We start from the raw sequence: 14,599 nt of genomic DNA, 5'->3' as shown, positions 1-14,599 counted from the left end.
CATGGACGCAATTCTGGTACGGGGCGGTGGGCCGCTGGCGGGCTCAATTCCGATTGCGGGTGCGAAGAACGCCTGCCTGACGCTGATGCCTGCGACACTGCTCAGCGAAGAGCCGCTGACGCTGACCAACGCGCCGCGCCTGTCCGACATCCGCACCATGACGCAGTTGTTGCAGTCTCTGGGCGCTGAGGTCACTTCCCTCCAAGAGGGCAGGGTGATTGCCATGTCTTCCCATGGTGAGATCAACACTCGAGCGGAATATGACATTGTGCGCAAAATGCGTGCCTCCAATCTGGTATTGGGGCCGCTGCTGGCGCGTGAAGGCTATGCTGAGGTGTCTCTGCCCGGCGGATGCGCAATTGGCGCGCGGCCTATGGATATTCACACGGATGGTTTGGCCAAAATGGGCGCGGAAATTGATCTGCGCGATGGCTACCTGTACGCAAAGGCTGCTGGTGGGCGCCTTAAGGGGGCTGTCATTGATTTCCCCTTCGCCTCTGTTGGCGCGACCGAAAATATCATGATGGCTGCCACGCTGGCCAAGGGAACCACAGTAATCAACAATGCCGCGCGTGAGCCGGAGATCGTGGATCTAGCGGATTGCTTGCGCCGCATGGGCGCGCAGATTGACGGCGACGGCACATCCAGCATCACCATTCAGGGTGTGGACCGCTTGGGCGCTGCGACGCACCCTGTTGTCACGGACCGAATTGAGCTGGGCACTTACATGCTTGCGCCCGCCATCTGCGGTGGTGAGGTTGAGTTGCTGGGCGGACGCATCAACCTGATTGGCGCTTTCTGCGAAAAGCTGGACGCCGCGGGTATTGAAGTGACCGAGACGGACAAAGGCCTCAAGGTGAAGCGTCGCGGGGACCGCGTTAGCGCAGTTGATGTGACAACCGAACCCTTTCCGGGTTTCCCGACAGACCTGCAGGCGCAGATGATGGCGCTTTTGTGTACGGCCGAAGGGACATCGACGCTTGAGGAGAAAATCTTTGAGAATCGCTTTATGCACGCGCCGGAGTTGATCCGCATGGGCGCGAAAGTGGACGTGCACGGCGGTAAGGCCATTGTGACCGGCGTAGAAAAACTCAAAGGTGCGCCTGTTATGGCGACTGACCTGCGTGCCTCTGTTTCGTTGATCCTTGCAGGCATGGCTGCTGAGGGTGAGACGAAGGTTTCCCGTGTCTACCATCTGGATCGAGGGTATGAGCATGTGGTGGCGAAACTGTCCGGCGTTGGGGCCAATATTGAGCGGATCAAAGACGAATGAATGATGATGCACGCTTTGAAGATGGCGGCGAAGCACCGCTGAACCTCGGCGCTTTGGACGCCGACGATCTGGTAGTCATTTCCTCGCTTGTGCAGGACGCGGTGTTTCCCGCGTCCGAGATGCGCTGGCTTAAGCGCGAAGGCCGCTTTGCCCTGCTACTGAACCGCGTACGCTGGGAAGACGCAGGTGCCAAACGTCATGCGCCAGAGCGTGTTCAATCGGTATTGATGTTCTCCAATGTGCAGGCGGTTGCCTCTCAGGGGGTGCCGAAGGGGGATGCCGACACGGTGCTGTCTCTTTTGCACATGGCGTTTGACGAAAGCGAAAGCCCCTCGGGGCAAGTCACCCTGACGCTTGCCGGAGACGGGGCTATTCGCCTGACTGTGGAAGCACTGGATGTGACACTTAAAGACGTAACGCGCCCCTATGTGGCACCGTCGAAAAAACGTCCGAACCATCCAGACTAAACCATTGCCCGTAGCTGTATTTGCAGGACAGCGTTTTGCTCTAACTCCCTTAAATACTTGCACCCGCGTCAAAATGCAGCTGCCGCTCGCCCCTTGAGGAAAGCGGCGAACGCCGCTACCTGCTTGAGCCAACACAGGAGCTTGTCCCATGCCCGTATTCCTTGATGCCACTGATGCCGATTTTGAAGCATCCTTCACAACGCTACTGAACGCCAAGCGCGAAGACAGCCCCGATGTGGATGCCACAGTGGCTGGTATCATCGACGATGTACGTATGCGCGGTGACGCAGCGGTGATTGAATTAACGGCAAAGTTCGACCGGATCACACTGACACCGGACAGCCTGCGCATCACCAGCGAAGAAGTCGCGACAGCATGTCATCAGGTTTCGGCCGAGGATAGGGCCGCCTTGGAGCTGGCAGCCGCGAGGATACGCTCCTACCATGAACGTCAACTGCCCGAAGATGCGGAATGGACAGATGAGGCCGGAGCCACGCTGGGATGGCGTTGGTCGGCGGTCTCTGCCGCGGGCCTTTACGTGCCGGGTGGGCTGGCCAGTTACCCCAGCTCGGTTTTGATGAATGCGATTCCGGCCAAAGTTGCCGGCGTCACTCGCCTTGCCATGGTCGTGCCGACACCAGACGGGGTACTTAATCCTCTGGTTCTGCTGGCTGCGCAAATATCAGGCGTAGACGAAATCTACCGCATTGGCGGCGCTCAGGCCGTGGCTGCGCTGGCCTATGGTACCGATGCAATCGCACCGGTGGACAAGATCACCGGTCCCGGTAATGCCTTTGTCGCCGCAGCCAAACGCCGCGTCTTTGGCAAAGTGGGCATCGACATGATTGCCGGTCCGTCAGAAATTCTTGTTATCGCGGATGGTGACAATGATCCGGACTGGATCGCCCTTGATCTGTTGTCGCAGGCTGAACATGACGAAAGCGCGCAGTCCTTGCTGATTACAACCGACCCCGCCTTTGGCAAAGCCGTTGCCGCAGCGGTCGAGCGGCGACTGGAGACATTGCAGCGTGCGCATATTGCGGGCCCCTCGTGGCGTGATTTCGGTGCCATCATCACTGTCCCTGATCTGAACACGGCCGCGCGCCTAGCAGACAGGATTGCCCCTGAGCATCTTGAACTTTGCGTGGCTGATCCGCACGCTTTGAGCGCAAGTATCACGCATGCCGGTGCGATCTTTCTGGGTCAGTGGACACCGGAGGCGATTGGCGACTATGTGGGCGGCCCCAACCACGTGCTTCCGACTGCCCGTTCAGCACGCTTTTCTTCAGGCCTTTCGGTGCTCGATTTTATGAAACGTACAACGCTGGCGCATATGACGCCCGAAGCCTTGCGCGCCATCGGTCCTGCCGCAGAACGGCTCGCATCGTCCGAAAGCCTCGAAGCGCACGGTCTTTCGGTGACGGCGCGGCTGGATAAGCTGAACCGATAAGGGGCACTAGAGCGGTTTGCACAGACGACAGCAATGATACCGCCGATCTCAAGCGGTCCGCATTTGACATGAAAAGATGCGCATCCATTGCCACGCCGCGCGTGCTGGCGTATTCAAGCCGCTAAACCTCTCGCAAAAGGATGCGCCGATGTCCCGCATCGTTCAGATCAACCTTGATGACGCCAACCTCCCCCCGCCTACAGCGGAGATCGAGCAGGAGCGCCGTGTTGCTATGTTTGACCTTTTGGAGGACAACACCTTTGTGCTTCCTTCGCGCGAAGGGCGTGCCGTTCCGCCGGGGCCATACCATCTGGATCTATCCATTCGGGACAAGCGACTGGTATTCGATGTGAATACTGAAGATTCCGAAAAAGCGGCAGAATTCCATCTATCACTTGGGCCGTTTCGTCAGGTGGTCAAAGATTACTTTCAAATCTGCGAGAGCTATTTTGACGCCGTGAAAAAGCTGCCGCCGGCCCAGATCGAAACGATCGATATGGCGCGCCGCGGTATTCACATGGAAGGTTCTCGTGTGTTGCAGGAACGGCTGGAGGGAAAGGCGGAAATCGATATTGATACCGCACGCCGTCTGTTCACCCTCATTTGTGTTCTACACTTCGGGGGCTGACGTGACGCAGCAGCTGCCGCAATCAGTCCTTTTTTGCTGCGATCACAATGCGGTCCGTTCCCCCATGGCCGAAGGCCTGATGAAGAAATTCTTCGGCATGGATGTTTATGTTCAGTCCGTTGGGGTCAAAAATGACCTTGAGATTAACGGTTTCTCGATAGCGGTCTGTCAGGAGATGGGTGTCGAACTGTCACGCCATCGCTCGCGCAGTTTTGACGAAATGGAAGAGTGGGGCGATGACCTTAGCTCTTTTGATCTGGTCGTTGCATTGTCGCCTGCATCCCAACGCCGCGCGCTTGAGCTGACGCGGTACTTTCACTTGGATGTTGAATATTGGCCGATCCTTGACCCGACAGGGCTGGGGGATGGACGTGAAGCCACACTTGCCCAATTTCGCAACGCGCGCGATCAGATTGCGACGCGACTGCAAGATCGGTTTGGTCCGCCAACGCAATCGCCTGTCTAGAAATAGGAAAACACGCAAGCGCCCGCATGCGCTGCCGTTGACCTGGTTTCCATCAGTCCGAACGAAATCTGATCAAGAGGTCTATGCGACGCAGTGCAGCCCGGTCTTAGGAACAGACGGCGGCGGCGGTGCGACCAAACGCTTTCCACGTCGCCCAGAAGGCATTGTCAGAGGCGCGATCGGACTGGCGCCATACCTGCACCTTATGTGGGTCTTTGAACGCTTTTACACCGCGGCGTTGATCAGATGAGGATAGCTGTTGATCAGCGACAGCCTGAACGCAGCCACACCGTTGTGAACTGGCGGCCTTGCGTCCTTGCGCCATACAGGCGCGTTGGAGTGGGCCCGTCGCATAAAGCTGCGTCGGGGTAAATGCCCCCCGCGTGGTGTAGTTTGACGCTTTGCCACCGCAGGCGGCAACTGTGGACAGCGCTACAAGCGCCAAAACCATTGGTTTCATTATCTCTGCCTTTGTCTCATGCCGCGAATGGGGTTTTCCCCTTTGGGTGCGGCTTTATCTGCTCTGCTGCCTAGTATGCACAAGTTTGAGTTTTCTTCAAATCACAAATGAAAACGCCACCCCAGAATTTCTCTGCGGTGGCGTCAGGAGCTGGTATTTTAGAGTGTTTAGAACTTCCAGCGCGCGCCCACGAATGTCACGTCAACATCGTCAAAATTGCTTGTGCCGCCATCAACTTCAAAGGTCCGGTATGTCGCGTAAAGTTCGACGTTATAGGCGTCGACCTTTTGCACGACCGCAATGCCGAAAGATTGCGAATCGCTGCCTGCAAATGCGAAATCCGACCCGCTGTAAAAATCGGCAGAAAGATATGTGCGTCCGAAGGATACCCAGTCACGCTGATAGCCTACTTTTGCGTAGGCGTAATCTGTATCCGCTTCTCGGGATTGACCGGCAGCCAAGGCAAAGCTCAGGCCTGTGGGCTCGTGCAGGACTGCGGCAGAGGCCACGGTGAATGCTTCGGCGCTGTCGCGGATCGAGTGGCCCAGACGCGCTGCGACTTTGTAGTCGCCGTAGTCTTTGTCGTATGACAGGCCAAAGTCGTAGAATTCATCATCGTTGCCGCTGGCCAGAACTTCCTGACCTGCCGACACTGCGAATCCGAAGCCATTATAGGTTGGCGTGTCATAGCGGATGCGGAAGCGACGGCCGCCGTCAAAGGTTTTGAATGCATTGCCGATGGAAGTGCCAGAGATCGTCCCGTCAGTCAGCGCAAGCGATTGGCTGCCTGCAAGGTCGCTTGTGCCGGCATAGGCAGCAACGCCAGTGCCTGAAAAGTCGGCCTCACCCGAACCGTCTGTTGCGATGCTGCCTTGACCGAACGAGAATGTACCTATTGTGGCTGTTTGATAGATGATTTCCAGCTTGCGCAGTTCACGACGGTTGTAACCGGCATCCAGATCGTTGTCGTCGCCATTTATGGCGCTTGATCCGGTCAAGCCGAGCGCGGTTTCAAAGTTGAACCGGAATTGACCGCCATTGGCCAAATCCTGCCGAAAGGTCACACCGACACGAGAGTTCGAATTGTCGTTGTCGATCAGGGCTGTCTCTGTATCTACGCCGTTATCAACATTGATAATTCCAAGGTTCAGTTGCCCGTAGAAGTCCCACTCCGGGGCGGTGTCCTGAGCGGCAGCAAATGTTGGAAGAGCGAGCAATGCAGGCACGGCTAAACGATTGATCGGGCGCATGGTTTGTCCTTTTTGGGTATTTTTAGAGAGGCGGCGAAATTTGGCCGTCGCGCCCCCTATGCGCCTCCTTTTTCCGGATGGAAATTCAAGTGTGAACACAATAGATCACGGAGCTGTGAGTGGGCTCGTGATCTGTCTTTGGGGGCGTCCGCTGCGTCATGCTGTCCCGCGCTGGCGGCGATCAACCGGATGTCTGGCGTACGCGCGTCATAATTGCACGCAAAAGCAGTCCCCCAAGGATCATCATCCACCTTGACCGCCCTTCAAAACCCCTACATATCCAATTCATGACACCACTTTCACACATCCGCAATTTCTCCATCGTCGCGCACATCGACCATGGCAAATCCACCCTCGCTGACCGTCTCATCCAAGAGACGCAGACCGTCGCCTTGCGCGATATGAAAGCGCAGATGCTGGATAGCATGGACATCGAGCGTGAGCGGGGCATCACGATCAAGGCCCAGACCGTGCGGATCAACTACAAGGCGCTCAATGGTGAGGAATATGTCCTCAATCTGATCGACACGCCGGGTCACGTCGATTTTGCCTACGAAGTCTCCCGCTCCATGCGCGCGGTTGAAGGTTCGTTGCTGGTTGTCGATTCCACGCAAGGCGTCGAAGCACAGACGCTGGCCAACGTGTATCACGCCATCGACGCCGATCATGAGATCGTGCCGGTCCTGAACAAGATCGACCTGCCCGCCACCGATTGTGACCGTGTGGCTGAACAAATCGAAGACGTGATCGGTATCGACGCGTCTGGCGCGATCCGTGTGTCTGCGAAAACCGGTGAGGGTATTGTCGAGACTCTGGAGGCCATCGTTCACCACCTGCCCGCGCCAAAGGGTACGCTGGATGCACCGCTTAAGGCGATGCTGGTGGATTCATGGTATGATAGCTACCTCGGTGTGATCGTTCTTGTCCGTATTATGGACGGGCAGCTGAAAAAGGGCGACCGCATCACGATGATGCAAAACGGCTCCGTCCACCACGTGGACCGCATCGGCGTGTTCCGTCCGGCCATGACGGAAATTGACGTGCTTGGCCCGGGCGAGATCGGCTTCCTCACCGCCTCCATTAAACAGGTGCGCGACACGCGCGTGGGTGACACCATTACCCATGAGAAAAAGCCGTGCGACAAAGCGCTGCCGGGCTTTAAGCCGTCCCAGCCTGTGGTTTTCTGTGGCCTATTCCCCGTGGACGCGGCCGAGTTCGAAGACCTGCGCGACAGCATTGAAAAGCTGGCGTTGAACGACGCGAGCTTTAGCTACGAGATGGAAACATCCGCCGCACTTGGCTTTGGCTTCCGCTGCGGGTTCTTGGGCCTGCTGCACCTCGAAGTGATCCGCGACCGGATCGAGCGTGAGTATGACATCGACCTAATCACCACTGCGCCGTCGGTGATCTATCACATCCACATGCGCGACGGCTCCATGCAGGAACTGCACAACCCCGCCGACATGCCCGACCTGACGTTCGTGGACCACCTTGAAGAGCCGCGGATCAAGGCGACGATCCTTGTGCCCGACGAATACCTTGGTGACGTGCTGAAGCTGTGTCAGGACCGCCGTGGCATCCAAATGGATCTGACCTATGCCGGTTCCCGCGCGATGGTGGTCTATGATCTGCCGCTCAATGAGGTGGTGTTCGACTTTTACGACCGTCTGAAATCGGTGACCAAGGGCTATGCCAGCTTCGACTATGCGATGATCGGCTACCGCGAAGATGCGCTGGTGAAAATGAGCATCCTTGTGAACGACGAACCCGTCGATGCGCTTAGCACGATGGTCCACCGCGACCGCGCCGAAATGCGCGGCCGTGCGATGGTCGAAAAACTAAAAGACCTGATCCCCCGCCACATGTTCAAAATCCCGATCCAAGCGGCGATTGGCGGCAAGGTGATCGCGCGTGAGACCCTGTCTGCCATGCGCAAAGACGTGACCGCCAAATGCTACGGCGGCGACGCCTCGCGTAAACGCAAACTGCTGGATAAGCAGAAGGCGGGTAAGAAGAAGATGCGGCAGTTTGGGAAAGTGGATATTCCGCAGGAAGCTTTCATCAGCGCACTTAAAATGGATGGCTAAGCAACAAAAAACCGTCAGCTGAAAGCTGACGGTTTTTTGTTGACGGTGGGAGGCAGCGTATTGCAAAGCAATGCGCGTTCCCACTGGGTCAAGATGGAGTGCCGCGGCTAAGTAAGTTATCTTTGTCTCATGACATTCATTTTCAAAAATGGAATAGACTGGCTATGAATAACTTTAACGAGGCGATCAGATGGTCTCGATTGGCACGTTTTGGCAAAAGCAATTTGGCAAGATTGACGATTGTTGCGCCATTTCTTGGCTTTCTGGTCTTTCTAAATACAGGCTTGGAAAACTATATATTGCTGGGTCCTGTTGAGCTCTCAGAGGGTTGGCTTAAGTACTTAGCGGATCGGCGAGTTGAGATTTTGTACATTGGACTGTCGCTTCTGGGTGCGGCGACCGGCATATTTTCACTTATCGCGCCGGATACAATAAAAAGTTCAGAACAGTATTCTGATTTCATTCAATTCAAAGAAAGTACAAAGACAGATAATGCCGTCATTGGTAGCTTCGAAGAAACGATTGAGGCTTGTGAAACAAGACGTATTGAGGTTGTGGAATCCTTCCATGATATTCCAGAAACTTGGAACTTTCCTGCGAAGATTAAATCGTCAATCTATCGATTAATAATTGAGGTTTTTAAAAAAGTGAAGATTGGATTAACCATAATCCAATTGAGAAAATTAAAAACGAAGGCGCCGATGAGACAAGCTTCTACATGTTCAATGGGCTTCCTGATATCGACCCAATTTTTGACTGTGTGGCGAATCAACGCAGGGTGGAGTTTGCAATTTGGAAATCGTTTTTTGCAACATCTCCTGATTTTTCCATCGATGTTTTTCGTCTTGAGTACCTGATAAAAGACTATTCCAGCCCACGGTTAAGATGCTTCGTATTTGCATTGCTTGCAGTCGGTTCAGCCATTTCGCTTTTGCCAACAATGGTGTCAGTTTGGTTAGTGTTTCAGTACTCGTTTTGATTTAGGACTGCCAAATCTCTGAATTGGCAGCGCCCGTGTCCGGTGCTTATCACCCACCCCCACGCCTCCGGCGCACCACCCCATTTGAACAAACCCCCAAGCGCCCTATCCTCTAGACCACAGCCCAGAGGACCCGCGCCATGCTCCACTTCGCTTTCGCCATCTACTCCATCGCCTTCTCCGTCACCTCGGGCGCTATCGCCGTGGCCATCATCATGGCCGGTTTCTTCTCCTTCCCCACCATGATCGGCGCGCTTATCGCAGGGGCGCTGATCTCCCTTCCGCTCAGCTATTTCATCCTCAAACAAATGGATTGGTCCGAGCCTGACAAACGACATGCAGCGCGCCCTGATCGGTGGTACATCCGCTGACAAACACGTCAGCCCAAAGGACCGCCCATGACCTGCCCCCTCTGCACCACAGATGCTCCGCTTATCGACACGCCCGTCTCCGGCGGCCCGGCAGAGGCCAGCATCCAGATTTGTGCCCTTTGCGCTGACCCTGCCACTCCCGCCGATCATTTCCGGCCCATCGCATCCACCATGTGGTCCGAGGACCACGCGCTGCAAGTCTATGCGATGCGTACGCTAAAGCGGCTCGATACCGATTGGTCCCGCGATCTGGCCGAACAGCTTTACCTCGATGAGGAAACGCAGGCTTGGGCCGACAATCAAGCCGCCGAAACGAACCACAAAGACAGCAACGGCGTCCCGCTTGCCAATGGCGATACTGTGGTGCTGATCAAGGATCTGAACGTCAAAGGTGCGGGCTTTACCGCAAAGCGTGGCACGGCGGTGCACCGGATTTCGCTGGTGCAGGACAACGATGCCCACATCGAAGGTCGCGTGGAAGGCCAGCGTATCGTGATCCTGACAGAGTTCGTAAAGAAGCGCTGAGCATTGACCCATATCAAGGTTCCTTGATTCCGCCAGCGCTATGGTCCGCGTGACCAAACCCGCGTGAAAGGAACGCTTCATGATCCGCCTTGCCTCTATCCTGTATTCGATCATCGGGACGACCCTTAGCGGGATCGGTATCATTGCGGTTCTCACAGCTGGCTACGTGTCACCCACGGCGATCATTGTCGCCGCGGCCATAGGTGCGGTGTTGGCGTTGCCGGTCTCCTATCTTGTTGCACGCAAGATCAAGGCGCTGACTGCGACCTAGGGTAAGGTTTTCTAGGGCGTCCTGCGTTGCTGCCGTATACGGGGCGCGTTGGCGTGGTATAGATAGGCTGACATGTCTTTTAGCTGATCCGAGGTCCATCATGACACCCTGCATCCTATGCGTCGCCATCACTGGCTCTGTTCCGACAAAAGCGGCGAACCCCGCCGTGCCCATCACCATTTCAGAGCAGATCGAGAGCACGCATGCCGCCTATGAGGCAGGCGCCAGCATATGCCATGCCCATGTGCGCAATGCGGATGAGACACCGTCGTCAGACCCTGAGAAGTTCGCAAGACTGCAAGAGGGGGTTAAGGCGCATTGCCCTGATATGATCATACAGTTCTCGACCGGTGGGCGATCGGGCGCGGGGCATGAACGGGGTGCGATGCTTTCGCTGCGGCCGGATATGGCAAGCCTGTCTGTCGGGTCCAACAATTTCCCGACCCGCGTTTATGAGAACCCGCCAGAGTTGGTGGACTGGCTGGCGTCCGAAATGCGCACCTATGACGTCAAGCCCGAGATCGAAGCATTCGACCTGAGCCATATCCACAAGGCCGCCGAAATGAACCGGGATGGCCGCATCCCGGGCCAGCTTTATATCCAGTTCGTCATGGGCGTGAAAAATGCCATGCCCGCTGACCGCGAAACATTTGATTTCTACATCAAGACTGTCGAGCGCCTTGTGCCTGACGCGCTATGGTGCGCAGCGGGAGTTGGCCCGAACCAGATCGTTTTGAACGATTGGGCCATTGCCGCAGGCGGTCATGCCCGCGCGGGACTAGAGGATAACGTGCGTCTGGATAAAGACACGCTCGCGCCCTCGAATGCTGCGCTTATCAAACGCGCTGCGGATCTGTGTGAAAAGTACGAGCGTCCTGTCGCAACTCCGGCTCAGGCGCGTCAGTTGTTGGGGCTGCGTCCCGCATAAAGCAATGCGCGTAGGTCGGCGGGGGTGGCTCCGCCGTCCAGTAGGACGCGCATCACATCTTTGCTAAAGTCCCATACATCATCCGTGTGGACCAAATGATGCGTGAGCAGACCCAGCGGCTCGGCCACATCCGTACGCCCCTCGCGACGGTCACGGAGAGTACCGACAATGTCGGCCAGTAGCTTTTCTGGTGGCACCAACCCGCGGTGCCCGCGCCAGTAAATAGGATCGATATGCGTGTTTACCTGCACTATAGCAGGCGCATCAAAAGATACTTCGCGCGGTCCGTAGGTTGATACACCAGCATAGCCGAGCTCTGCCAAGACGGGCAGCAGTCGTGGTTCTATCCGGTTCCAAGGTGGCACAAACAGCGACAGCAGGCGTGAACCGAACTCTTCGTTCAACTGCGCGATAGCTTGGCGAAGCTCGGCTTCGGCCTCTTTCCGTAGTTGTCCGAACTCGGCGTTTTTCTGACCCTTTGGCGCGTGGCTTACGTGCTGCCAGCCGTGGACCACAGGGATAAGCGTGGTTTCGGACGCTATTACGGCGCTCAAAGACGCTTCGGCGAAATGAGGGATCACCGCAAGATGTACGGGGATGTTTACGTCTTTGGCCAAAGCGGTCAAACGCTCCAACGCAGGGGTCGCAGCGACGGCATCATCATCCCGCCACCACACGGGCAGCTCAAGGTCTGCGCGCCGCCAAAGCGCCAATTCTGCCTTCAGTGGTGTCCAGTCAATTCTCATGGAGTTCTCCGCGCGTGGGTGAAGGCAACTGTGCGCGCAGCTCCGTCAAACAGACTTCCTGCGCTTGATCGGAGGGGCGCAGCAATCACGTCGTCCAGCGCGGCGCAGAGACTCTCTGCTGTCAGCTGCGCACGTGGCAGTGATGCTATGCCTGATTGGGTGGCCAATGCAGTTGCACGCAATCCTTGCTCGACTTCGCCACCCTCGTCAAAAGGTACAAAAACAGCGGGTGTTCCGGCCTGCAAGATATCCAGTGCGGTATTGTATCCACAAAGCGAAACAGACGCCGCCGCATGATAAAGCATTTGTCTGAAATCCGGACGTGCAGCTTCGACAATAACGTTTTGGGGTGCGTGACGGCGGAGCGCCTCAATGCGTGAATGCGCGGTAGCACCTCCGACAAGAAGGCGCATCGGCCGATCCATCAACGCCGCAGCTGCTATGGCAGCTTCATAGACCGGACCGCCGACATCGCCTCCGCCCGCACTTACAATTACTTCGCCTGAACCCTCTGTCGCAGGACCGGGTGTTGCCGGGGCAGGTGCCACGAAACCTGTATAGTGAAGATAGGGCCGCAATTGCGCCGAAACGGGCCAGCTAAGGTCCAGCGGGGTGAGAGCCTCATCCGAGTGCACCAGAACTGCATCATAGAATTCGGCAATCATTTCGTCGGCAAAAACAGCTTTTTTGGGCTTGGAGGGGGGCGCAAGGATGTCACGGATGGATGCGCAGACAAGCGGCGCTGTCGGCAGCGCGCATGCTGAACTCAGCAGGGCTGTAAACTCGGATTTTAGTATTCGGCGCCCAAACGGGAACAGCTCTGTGATCAGGATGTCCGGTGCGAAAGACGTGAAAGTTTCCAATAGAGTTTTTTGTCGTGACGCAAGATAAGCCTCTTCTACAATGTCCCCGTCAGCGTCCAACAGGCGTGAAAAATCCACCCCGTCAGAGCGAACAGGCTGCAATTGCAACATGGGAACATCATTATGCTGCAGCAGTGGTGCGGGCATACCGCCAGAGACAACCTGTACGGTGTCGCCTGCAGCGATATAGGCACGCGCCAGTGTCAGTGCGCGGGCCAGGTGCCCCGTTCCAAGCAAATGGGTGACAACGATCATGACCTTCACGGTGTGGCCTTTATCAATCGGACAGGGTCCGGCAACAGGCGCCAGTTGTTGTTGTCGATTTCAATGATGAATAGCCGGTTGCGTTTGACCGCGAAGGGGGCAGGCCCGTCAAAATTCCACCCCGAGGCATGAGCCATCAACACACGCATCACCCCGATATGGCACACGGCAATGGTGTCCGTTTTCAGCGAATTTGCCCAAGGCACCAAGCGATCACGTAACGCCGCAGGGCTTTCTCCATTCGGTGGCGTATAGTTCCAGCCCCATGTTTCAATGTCCCGATGATCGCAGGCAGGGTCATTGCGTAGCTCTTGCGCAACTCGGCCCTCCCAATCGCCCCAATTCATCTCGGTCAACGCGGGATCAGTACGTGCTGATCGTAGCGCGACCAGTTCTGCAGTTTTGGTCGCTCGTTTGAGGGGGCTGGACCAAAGTGACGCCTCATCCCACGGGGATGGAAGGCGCAGCGCGCTCAGGTCGGAAACCGCGTTGTCGTCTAACGCGATATCACTGCTGCCTTGCACGCGGCCTTCTCGATTCCAAGAGGTGTGGCCGTGACGTAACAGGGCAAGGCGGATCATGTCACACCAGCCTGTGCCAATCCGCCACGAATGGTATCGGCAGCTGCAGGCAGCAAGTGTCGCGCGCGGATATAGTCCTGGATATCCTGCTGCGCGGGAGGTTTAGACAGCGCAAAGTCGGCAAGCCCTGCTGCCCCCTCATCAACACGAGGATAGGGGCGCGGATAAAGGACGTCGCGCACACCGGGGCGGTCTTGGGCGATGATGGGTAGCCCGTGTGCCTGTGCTTCTAGATAGGTCATGCCAAACGCCTCATCCACACCGGGCCAAATCAGTTTGCCGGCCCGATCATAGGCCTTTGCCAACGCGTCCGGCTCCAACGCACCCAGAAACCGGACACGTGTGCCAAAAGGAGCCATCAGCGCCTCAACCTGCGCACGTGCCGGGCCGTCCCCGACAATAACAAGCTTTGTCTGCGCTGGCAGCAAGGAAAGCGTTTCGGCGATAAGCCGATAGGACGGCAGCTTTGCCGCTGTGCGCATCATGCCAACGGCAAGTAGGTCTGTGCCGCTTGCCAGCGTCGGCAGATTTGTTCGGGGCAGAAAGGGGGCAAGGTGTACAAGCTTCTGCTGAGCGGGGGCATGTGCGGCCAGTGCCTCGTGATCCCTATCCGTAAGGTAAAACACCACATCTGCCGCATCGCAGGCAGCTTCCGCCGCTTGTGCAAAGGTCTCCCACGGTCCGTCCAAACGTTTGCGCGCGCGTGTCGCTTCGATCAGAAGATAAGGAATGCCAAGCGCGCGTGCAGCAGCGGGGCCAATCAGATCGGGCGCCTTATAGTAATTGTGATAGGTGATCCACGCCTGCCAGCCCGCGCTGCGACCGCGGGTGATGATGTCGGGCAGCAGATGTTCAGCCTGTTCCATCAGTGAAGTCTGTAGCTGCGCGTCACCTTTTCCATCCCTGCTGCGCAGGTTGGCAGCCAGATCAACCTGCGCCCCCATGTGGTCCAGTGCCAGCATTAATGAGCGTGCCATTGCGCGGTCACCG

The 14,599-nt window shown here is 56.7% G+C and carries 17 protein-coding genes; 11 read left to right on the top strand and 6 right to left on the bottom strand.

The features are described from left to right. Position 1: 1 nt before the first annotated feature. The 5 genes from murA to K3757_RS16470 all read left to right on the top strand — a co-directional run bounded on the left by murA (position 2) and on the right by K3757_RS16470 (position 4,284). The gene (gene murA / locus K3757_RS16490; protein WP_259997164.1) at positions 2 to 1,273 is read left to right on the top strand and encodes a UDP-N-acetylglucosamine 1-carboxyvinyltransferase; all 1,272 of its coding nucleotides are present in this window, start codon (positions 2 to 4) and stop codon (positions 1,271 to 1,273) included. Continuing rightward, complete coding sequence (locus tag K3757_RS16485) at positions 1,270 to 1,740, top strand: DUF2948 family protein (RefSeq protein ID WP_259997163.1); 471 nt, start codon at positions 1,270 to 1,272, stop codon at positions 1,738 to 1,740. Before murA ends, K3757_RS16485 begins: the two co-directional genes overlap by 4 nt. 148 nt (positions 1,741 to 1,888) lie before the next feature. Next, entirely contained in the window at positions 1,889 to 3,190 is a 1,302-nt protein-coding gene (gene hisD, locus K3757_RS16480; protein WP_259997162.1) for a histidinol dehydrogenase, read from the top strand. A gap of 148 nt (positions 3,191 to 3,338) precedes the next feature. After that, entirely contained in the window at positions 3,339 to 3,818 is a 480-nt protein-coding gene (locus K3757_RS16475) for a UPF0262 family protein (protein ID WP_259997160.1), read from the top strand. A 1-nt stretch (position 3,819) separates the two neighbouring features. Further along, entirely contained in the window at positions 3,820 to 4,284 is a 465-nt protein-coding gene (locus K3757_RS16470; protein WP_259997157.1) for a low molecular weight phosphatase family protein, read from the top strand. Positions 4,285 to 4,390: 106 nt separating this feature from the next. Here K3757_RS16470 and K3757_RS16465 read toward each other — a convergent pair whose 3' ends face one another. Together K3757_RS16465 and K3757_RS16460 are read right to left on the bottom strand one after the other, a co-directional pair. Next, the gene (locus K3757_RS16465; RefSeq protein ID WP_259997155.1) at positions 4,391 to 4,744 is read right to left on the bottom strand and encodes a hypothetical protein; all 354 of its coding nucleotides are present in this window, start codon (positions 4,742 to 4,744) and stop codon (positions 4,391 to 4,393) included. Between the two features lie 167 nt (positions 4,745 to 4,911). Further along, positions 4,912 to 5,994: a porin gene (locus K3757_RS16460; RefSeq protein WP_259997153.1), complete on the bottom strand. Its 1,083-nt coding sequence runs from the start codon at positions 5,992 to 5,994 to the stop codon at positions 4,912 to 4,914. Between the two features lie 287 nt (positions 5,995 to 6,281). Between K3757_RS16460 and lepA the strand changes: the two genes are divergently transcribed. The 6 genes from lepA to K3757_RS16430 all read left to right on the top strand — a co-directional run bounded on the left by lepA (position 6,282) and on the right by K3757_RS16430 (position 11,155). Further along, entirely contained in the window at positions 6,282 to 8,081 is a 1,800-nt protein-coding gene (gene lepA / locus K3757_RS16455) for a translation elongation factor 4 (protein ID WP_259997152.1), read from the top strand. 164 nt (positions 8,082 to 8,245) lie between these two features. Then, entirely contained in the window at positions 8,246 to 8,938 is a 693-nt protein-coding gene (locus K3757_RS16450) for a hypothetical protein (RefSeq protein WP_259997148.1), read from the top strand. A 262-nt stretch (positions 8,939 to 9,200) separates the two neighbouring features. After that, a complete protein-coding gene (locus tag K3757_RS16445; protein ID WP_259997146.1) occupies positions 9,201 to 9,431 on the top strand; it encodes a hypothetical protein in 231 nt (76 codons plus the stop codon). A 27-nt stretch (positions 9,432 to 9,458) separates the two neighbouring features. Beyond that, positions 9,459 to 9,956 (top strand): alkylphosphonate utilization protein, encoded by a 498-nt coding sequence (locus K3757_RS16440; RefSeq protein ID WP_259997144.1) that lies wholly within the window; start codon positions 9,459 to 9,461, stop codon positions 9,954 to 9,956. 79 nt (positions 9,957 to 10,035) lie between these two features. Then, positions 10,036 to 10,227 (top strand): hypothetical protein, encoded by a 192-nt coding sequence (locus K3757_RS16435; protein ID WP_259997142.1) that lies wholly within the window; start codon positions 10,036 to 10,038, stop codon positions 10,225 to 10,227. Positions 10,228 to 10,324: 97 nt separating this feature from the next. Beyond that, a complete protein-coding gene (locus tag K3757_RS16430) occupies positions 10,325 to 11,155 on the top strand; it encodes a 3-keto-5-aminohexanoate cleavage protein (protein WP_260001304.1) in 831 nt (276 codons plus the stop codon). Here K3757_RS16430 and K3757_RS16425 read toward each other — a convergent pair. From K3757_RS16425 to K3757_RS16410, 4 genes are read right to left on the bottom strand one after another with little or no spacing between them, the layout of a single operon-like run. Then, complete coding sequence (locus K3757_RS16425; RefSeq protein ID WP_259997139.1) at positions 11,128 to 11,901, bottom strand: polysaccharide deacetylase family protein; 774 nt, start codon at positions 11,899 to 11,901, stop codon at positions 11,128 to 11,130. The genes K3757_RS16430 and K3757_RS16425 overlap by 28 nt on opposite strands. Next, positions 11,898 to 13,028: a glycosyltransferase family protein gene (locus K3757_RS16420; protein ID WP_259997137.1), complete on the bottom strand. Its 1,131-nt coding sequence runs from the start codon at positions 13,026 to 13,028 to the stop codon at positions 11,898 to 11,900. The genes K3757_RS16425 and K3757_RS16420 overlap by 4 nt, the downstream gene beginning before the upstream one ends. Then, positions 13,025 to 13,609, bottom strand: coding sequence for a histidine phosphatase family protein (locus tag K3757_RS16415; protein WP_259997135.1), 585 nt, complete (start codon positions 13,607 to 13,609; stop codon positions 13,025 to 13,027). Before K3757_RS16415 ends, K3757_RS16420 begins: the two co-directional genes overlap by 4 nt. Next, positions 13,606 to 14,586: a glycosyltransferase gene (locus K3757_RS16410; protein ID WP_259997133.1), complete on the bottom strand. Its 981-nt coding sequence runs from the start codon at positions 14,584 to 14,586 to the stop codon at positions 13,606 to 13,608. The genes K3757_RS16415 and K3757_RS16410 overlap by 4 nt, the downstream gene beginning before the upstream one ends. Between the last annotated feature and the right edge of the window lie 13 nt (positions 14,587 to 14,599).

The sequence above is a fragment of the Sulfitobacter sp. S223 genome (assembly GCF_025143825.1).
Classification (GTDB): Bacteria; Pseudomonadota; Alphaproteobacteria; order Rhodobacterales; family Rhodobacteraceae; genus Sulfitobacter.
This window is presented reverse-complemented; position numbering and strand designations above follow the sequence as displayed.

What these genes read in the sequence shown, in the direction of transcription:
- murA (WP_259997164.1), top strand. Translation starts at nt 2, where the DNA reads ATGGACGCAATTCTGGTACGGGGCGGTGGGCCGCTGGCGGGCTCAATT.
- K3757_RS16485 (WP_259997163.1), top strand. Translation starts at nt 1,270, where the DNA reads ATGAATGATGATGCACGCTTTGAAGATGGCGGCGAAGCACCGCTGAAC.
- hisD (WP_259997162.1), top strand. Translation starts at nt 1,889, where the DNA reads ATGCCCGTATTCCTTGATGCCACTGATGCCGATTTTGAAGCATCCTTC.
- K3757_RS16475 (WP_259997160.1), top strand. Translation starts at nt 3,339, where the DNA reads ATGTCCCGCATCGTTCAGATCAACCTTGATGACGCCAACCTCCCCCCG.
- K3757_RS16465 (WP_259997155.1), bottom strand. Translation starts at nt 4,744, where the DNA reads ATGAAACCAATGGTTTTGGCGCTTGTAGCGCTGTCCACAGTTGCCGCC.
- K3757_RS16460 (WP_259997153.1), bottom strand. Translation starts at nt 5,994, where the DNA reads ATGCGCCCGATCAATCGTTTAGCCGTGCCTGCATTGCTCGCTCTTCCA.
- lepA (WP_259997152.1), top strand. Translation starts at nt 6,282, where the DNA reads ATGACACCACTTTCACACATCCGCAATTTCTCCATCGTCGCGCACATC.
- K3757_RS16450 (WP_259997148.1), top strand. Translation starts at nt 8,246, where the DNA reads ATGAATAACTTTAACGAGGCGATCAGATGGTCTCGATTGGCACGTTTT.
- K3757_RS16445 (WP_259997146.1), top strand. Translation starts at nt 9,201, where the DNA reads ATGCTCCACTTCGCTTTCGCCATCTACTCCATCGCCTTCTCCGTCACC.
- K3757_RS16440 (WP_259997144.1), top strand. Translation starts at nt 9,459, where the DNA reads ATGACCTGCCCCCTCTGCACCACAGATGCTCCGCTTATCGACACGCCC.
- K3757_RS16435 (WP_259997142.1), top strand. Translation starts at nt 10,036, where the DNA reads ATGATCCGCCTTGCCTCTATCCTGTATTCGATCATCGGGACGACCCTT.
- K3757_RS16425 (WP_259997139.1), bottom strand. Translation starts at nt 11,901, where the DNA reads ATGAGAATTGACTGGACACCACTGAAGGCAGAATTGGCGCTTTGGCGG.
- K3757_RS16415 (WP_259997135.1), bottom strand. Translation starts at nt 13,609, where the DNA reads ATGATCCGCCTTGCCCTGTTACGTCACGGCCACACCTCTTGGAATCGA.
- K3757_RS16410 (WP_259997133.1), bottom strand. Translation starts at nt 14,586, where the DNA reads ATGGCACGCTCATTAATGCTGGCACTGGACCACATGGGGGCGCAGGTT.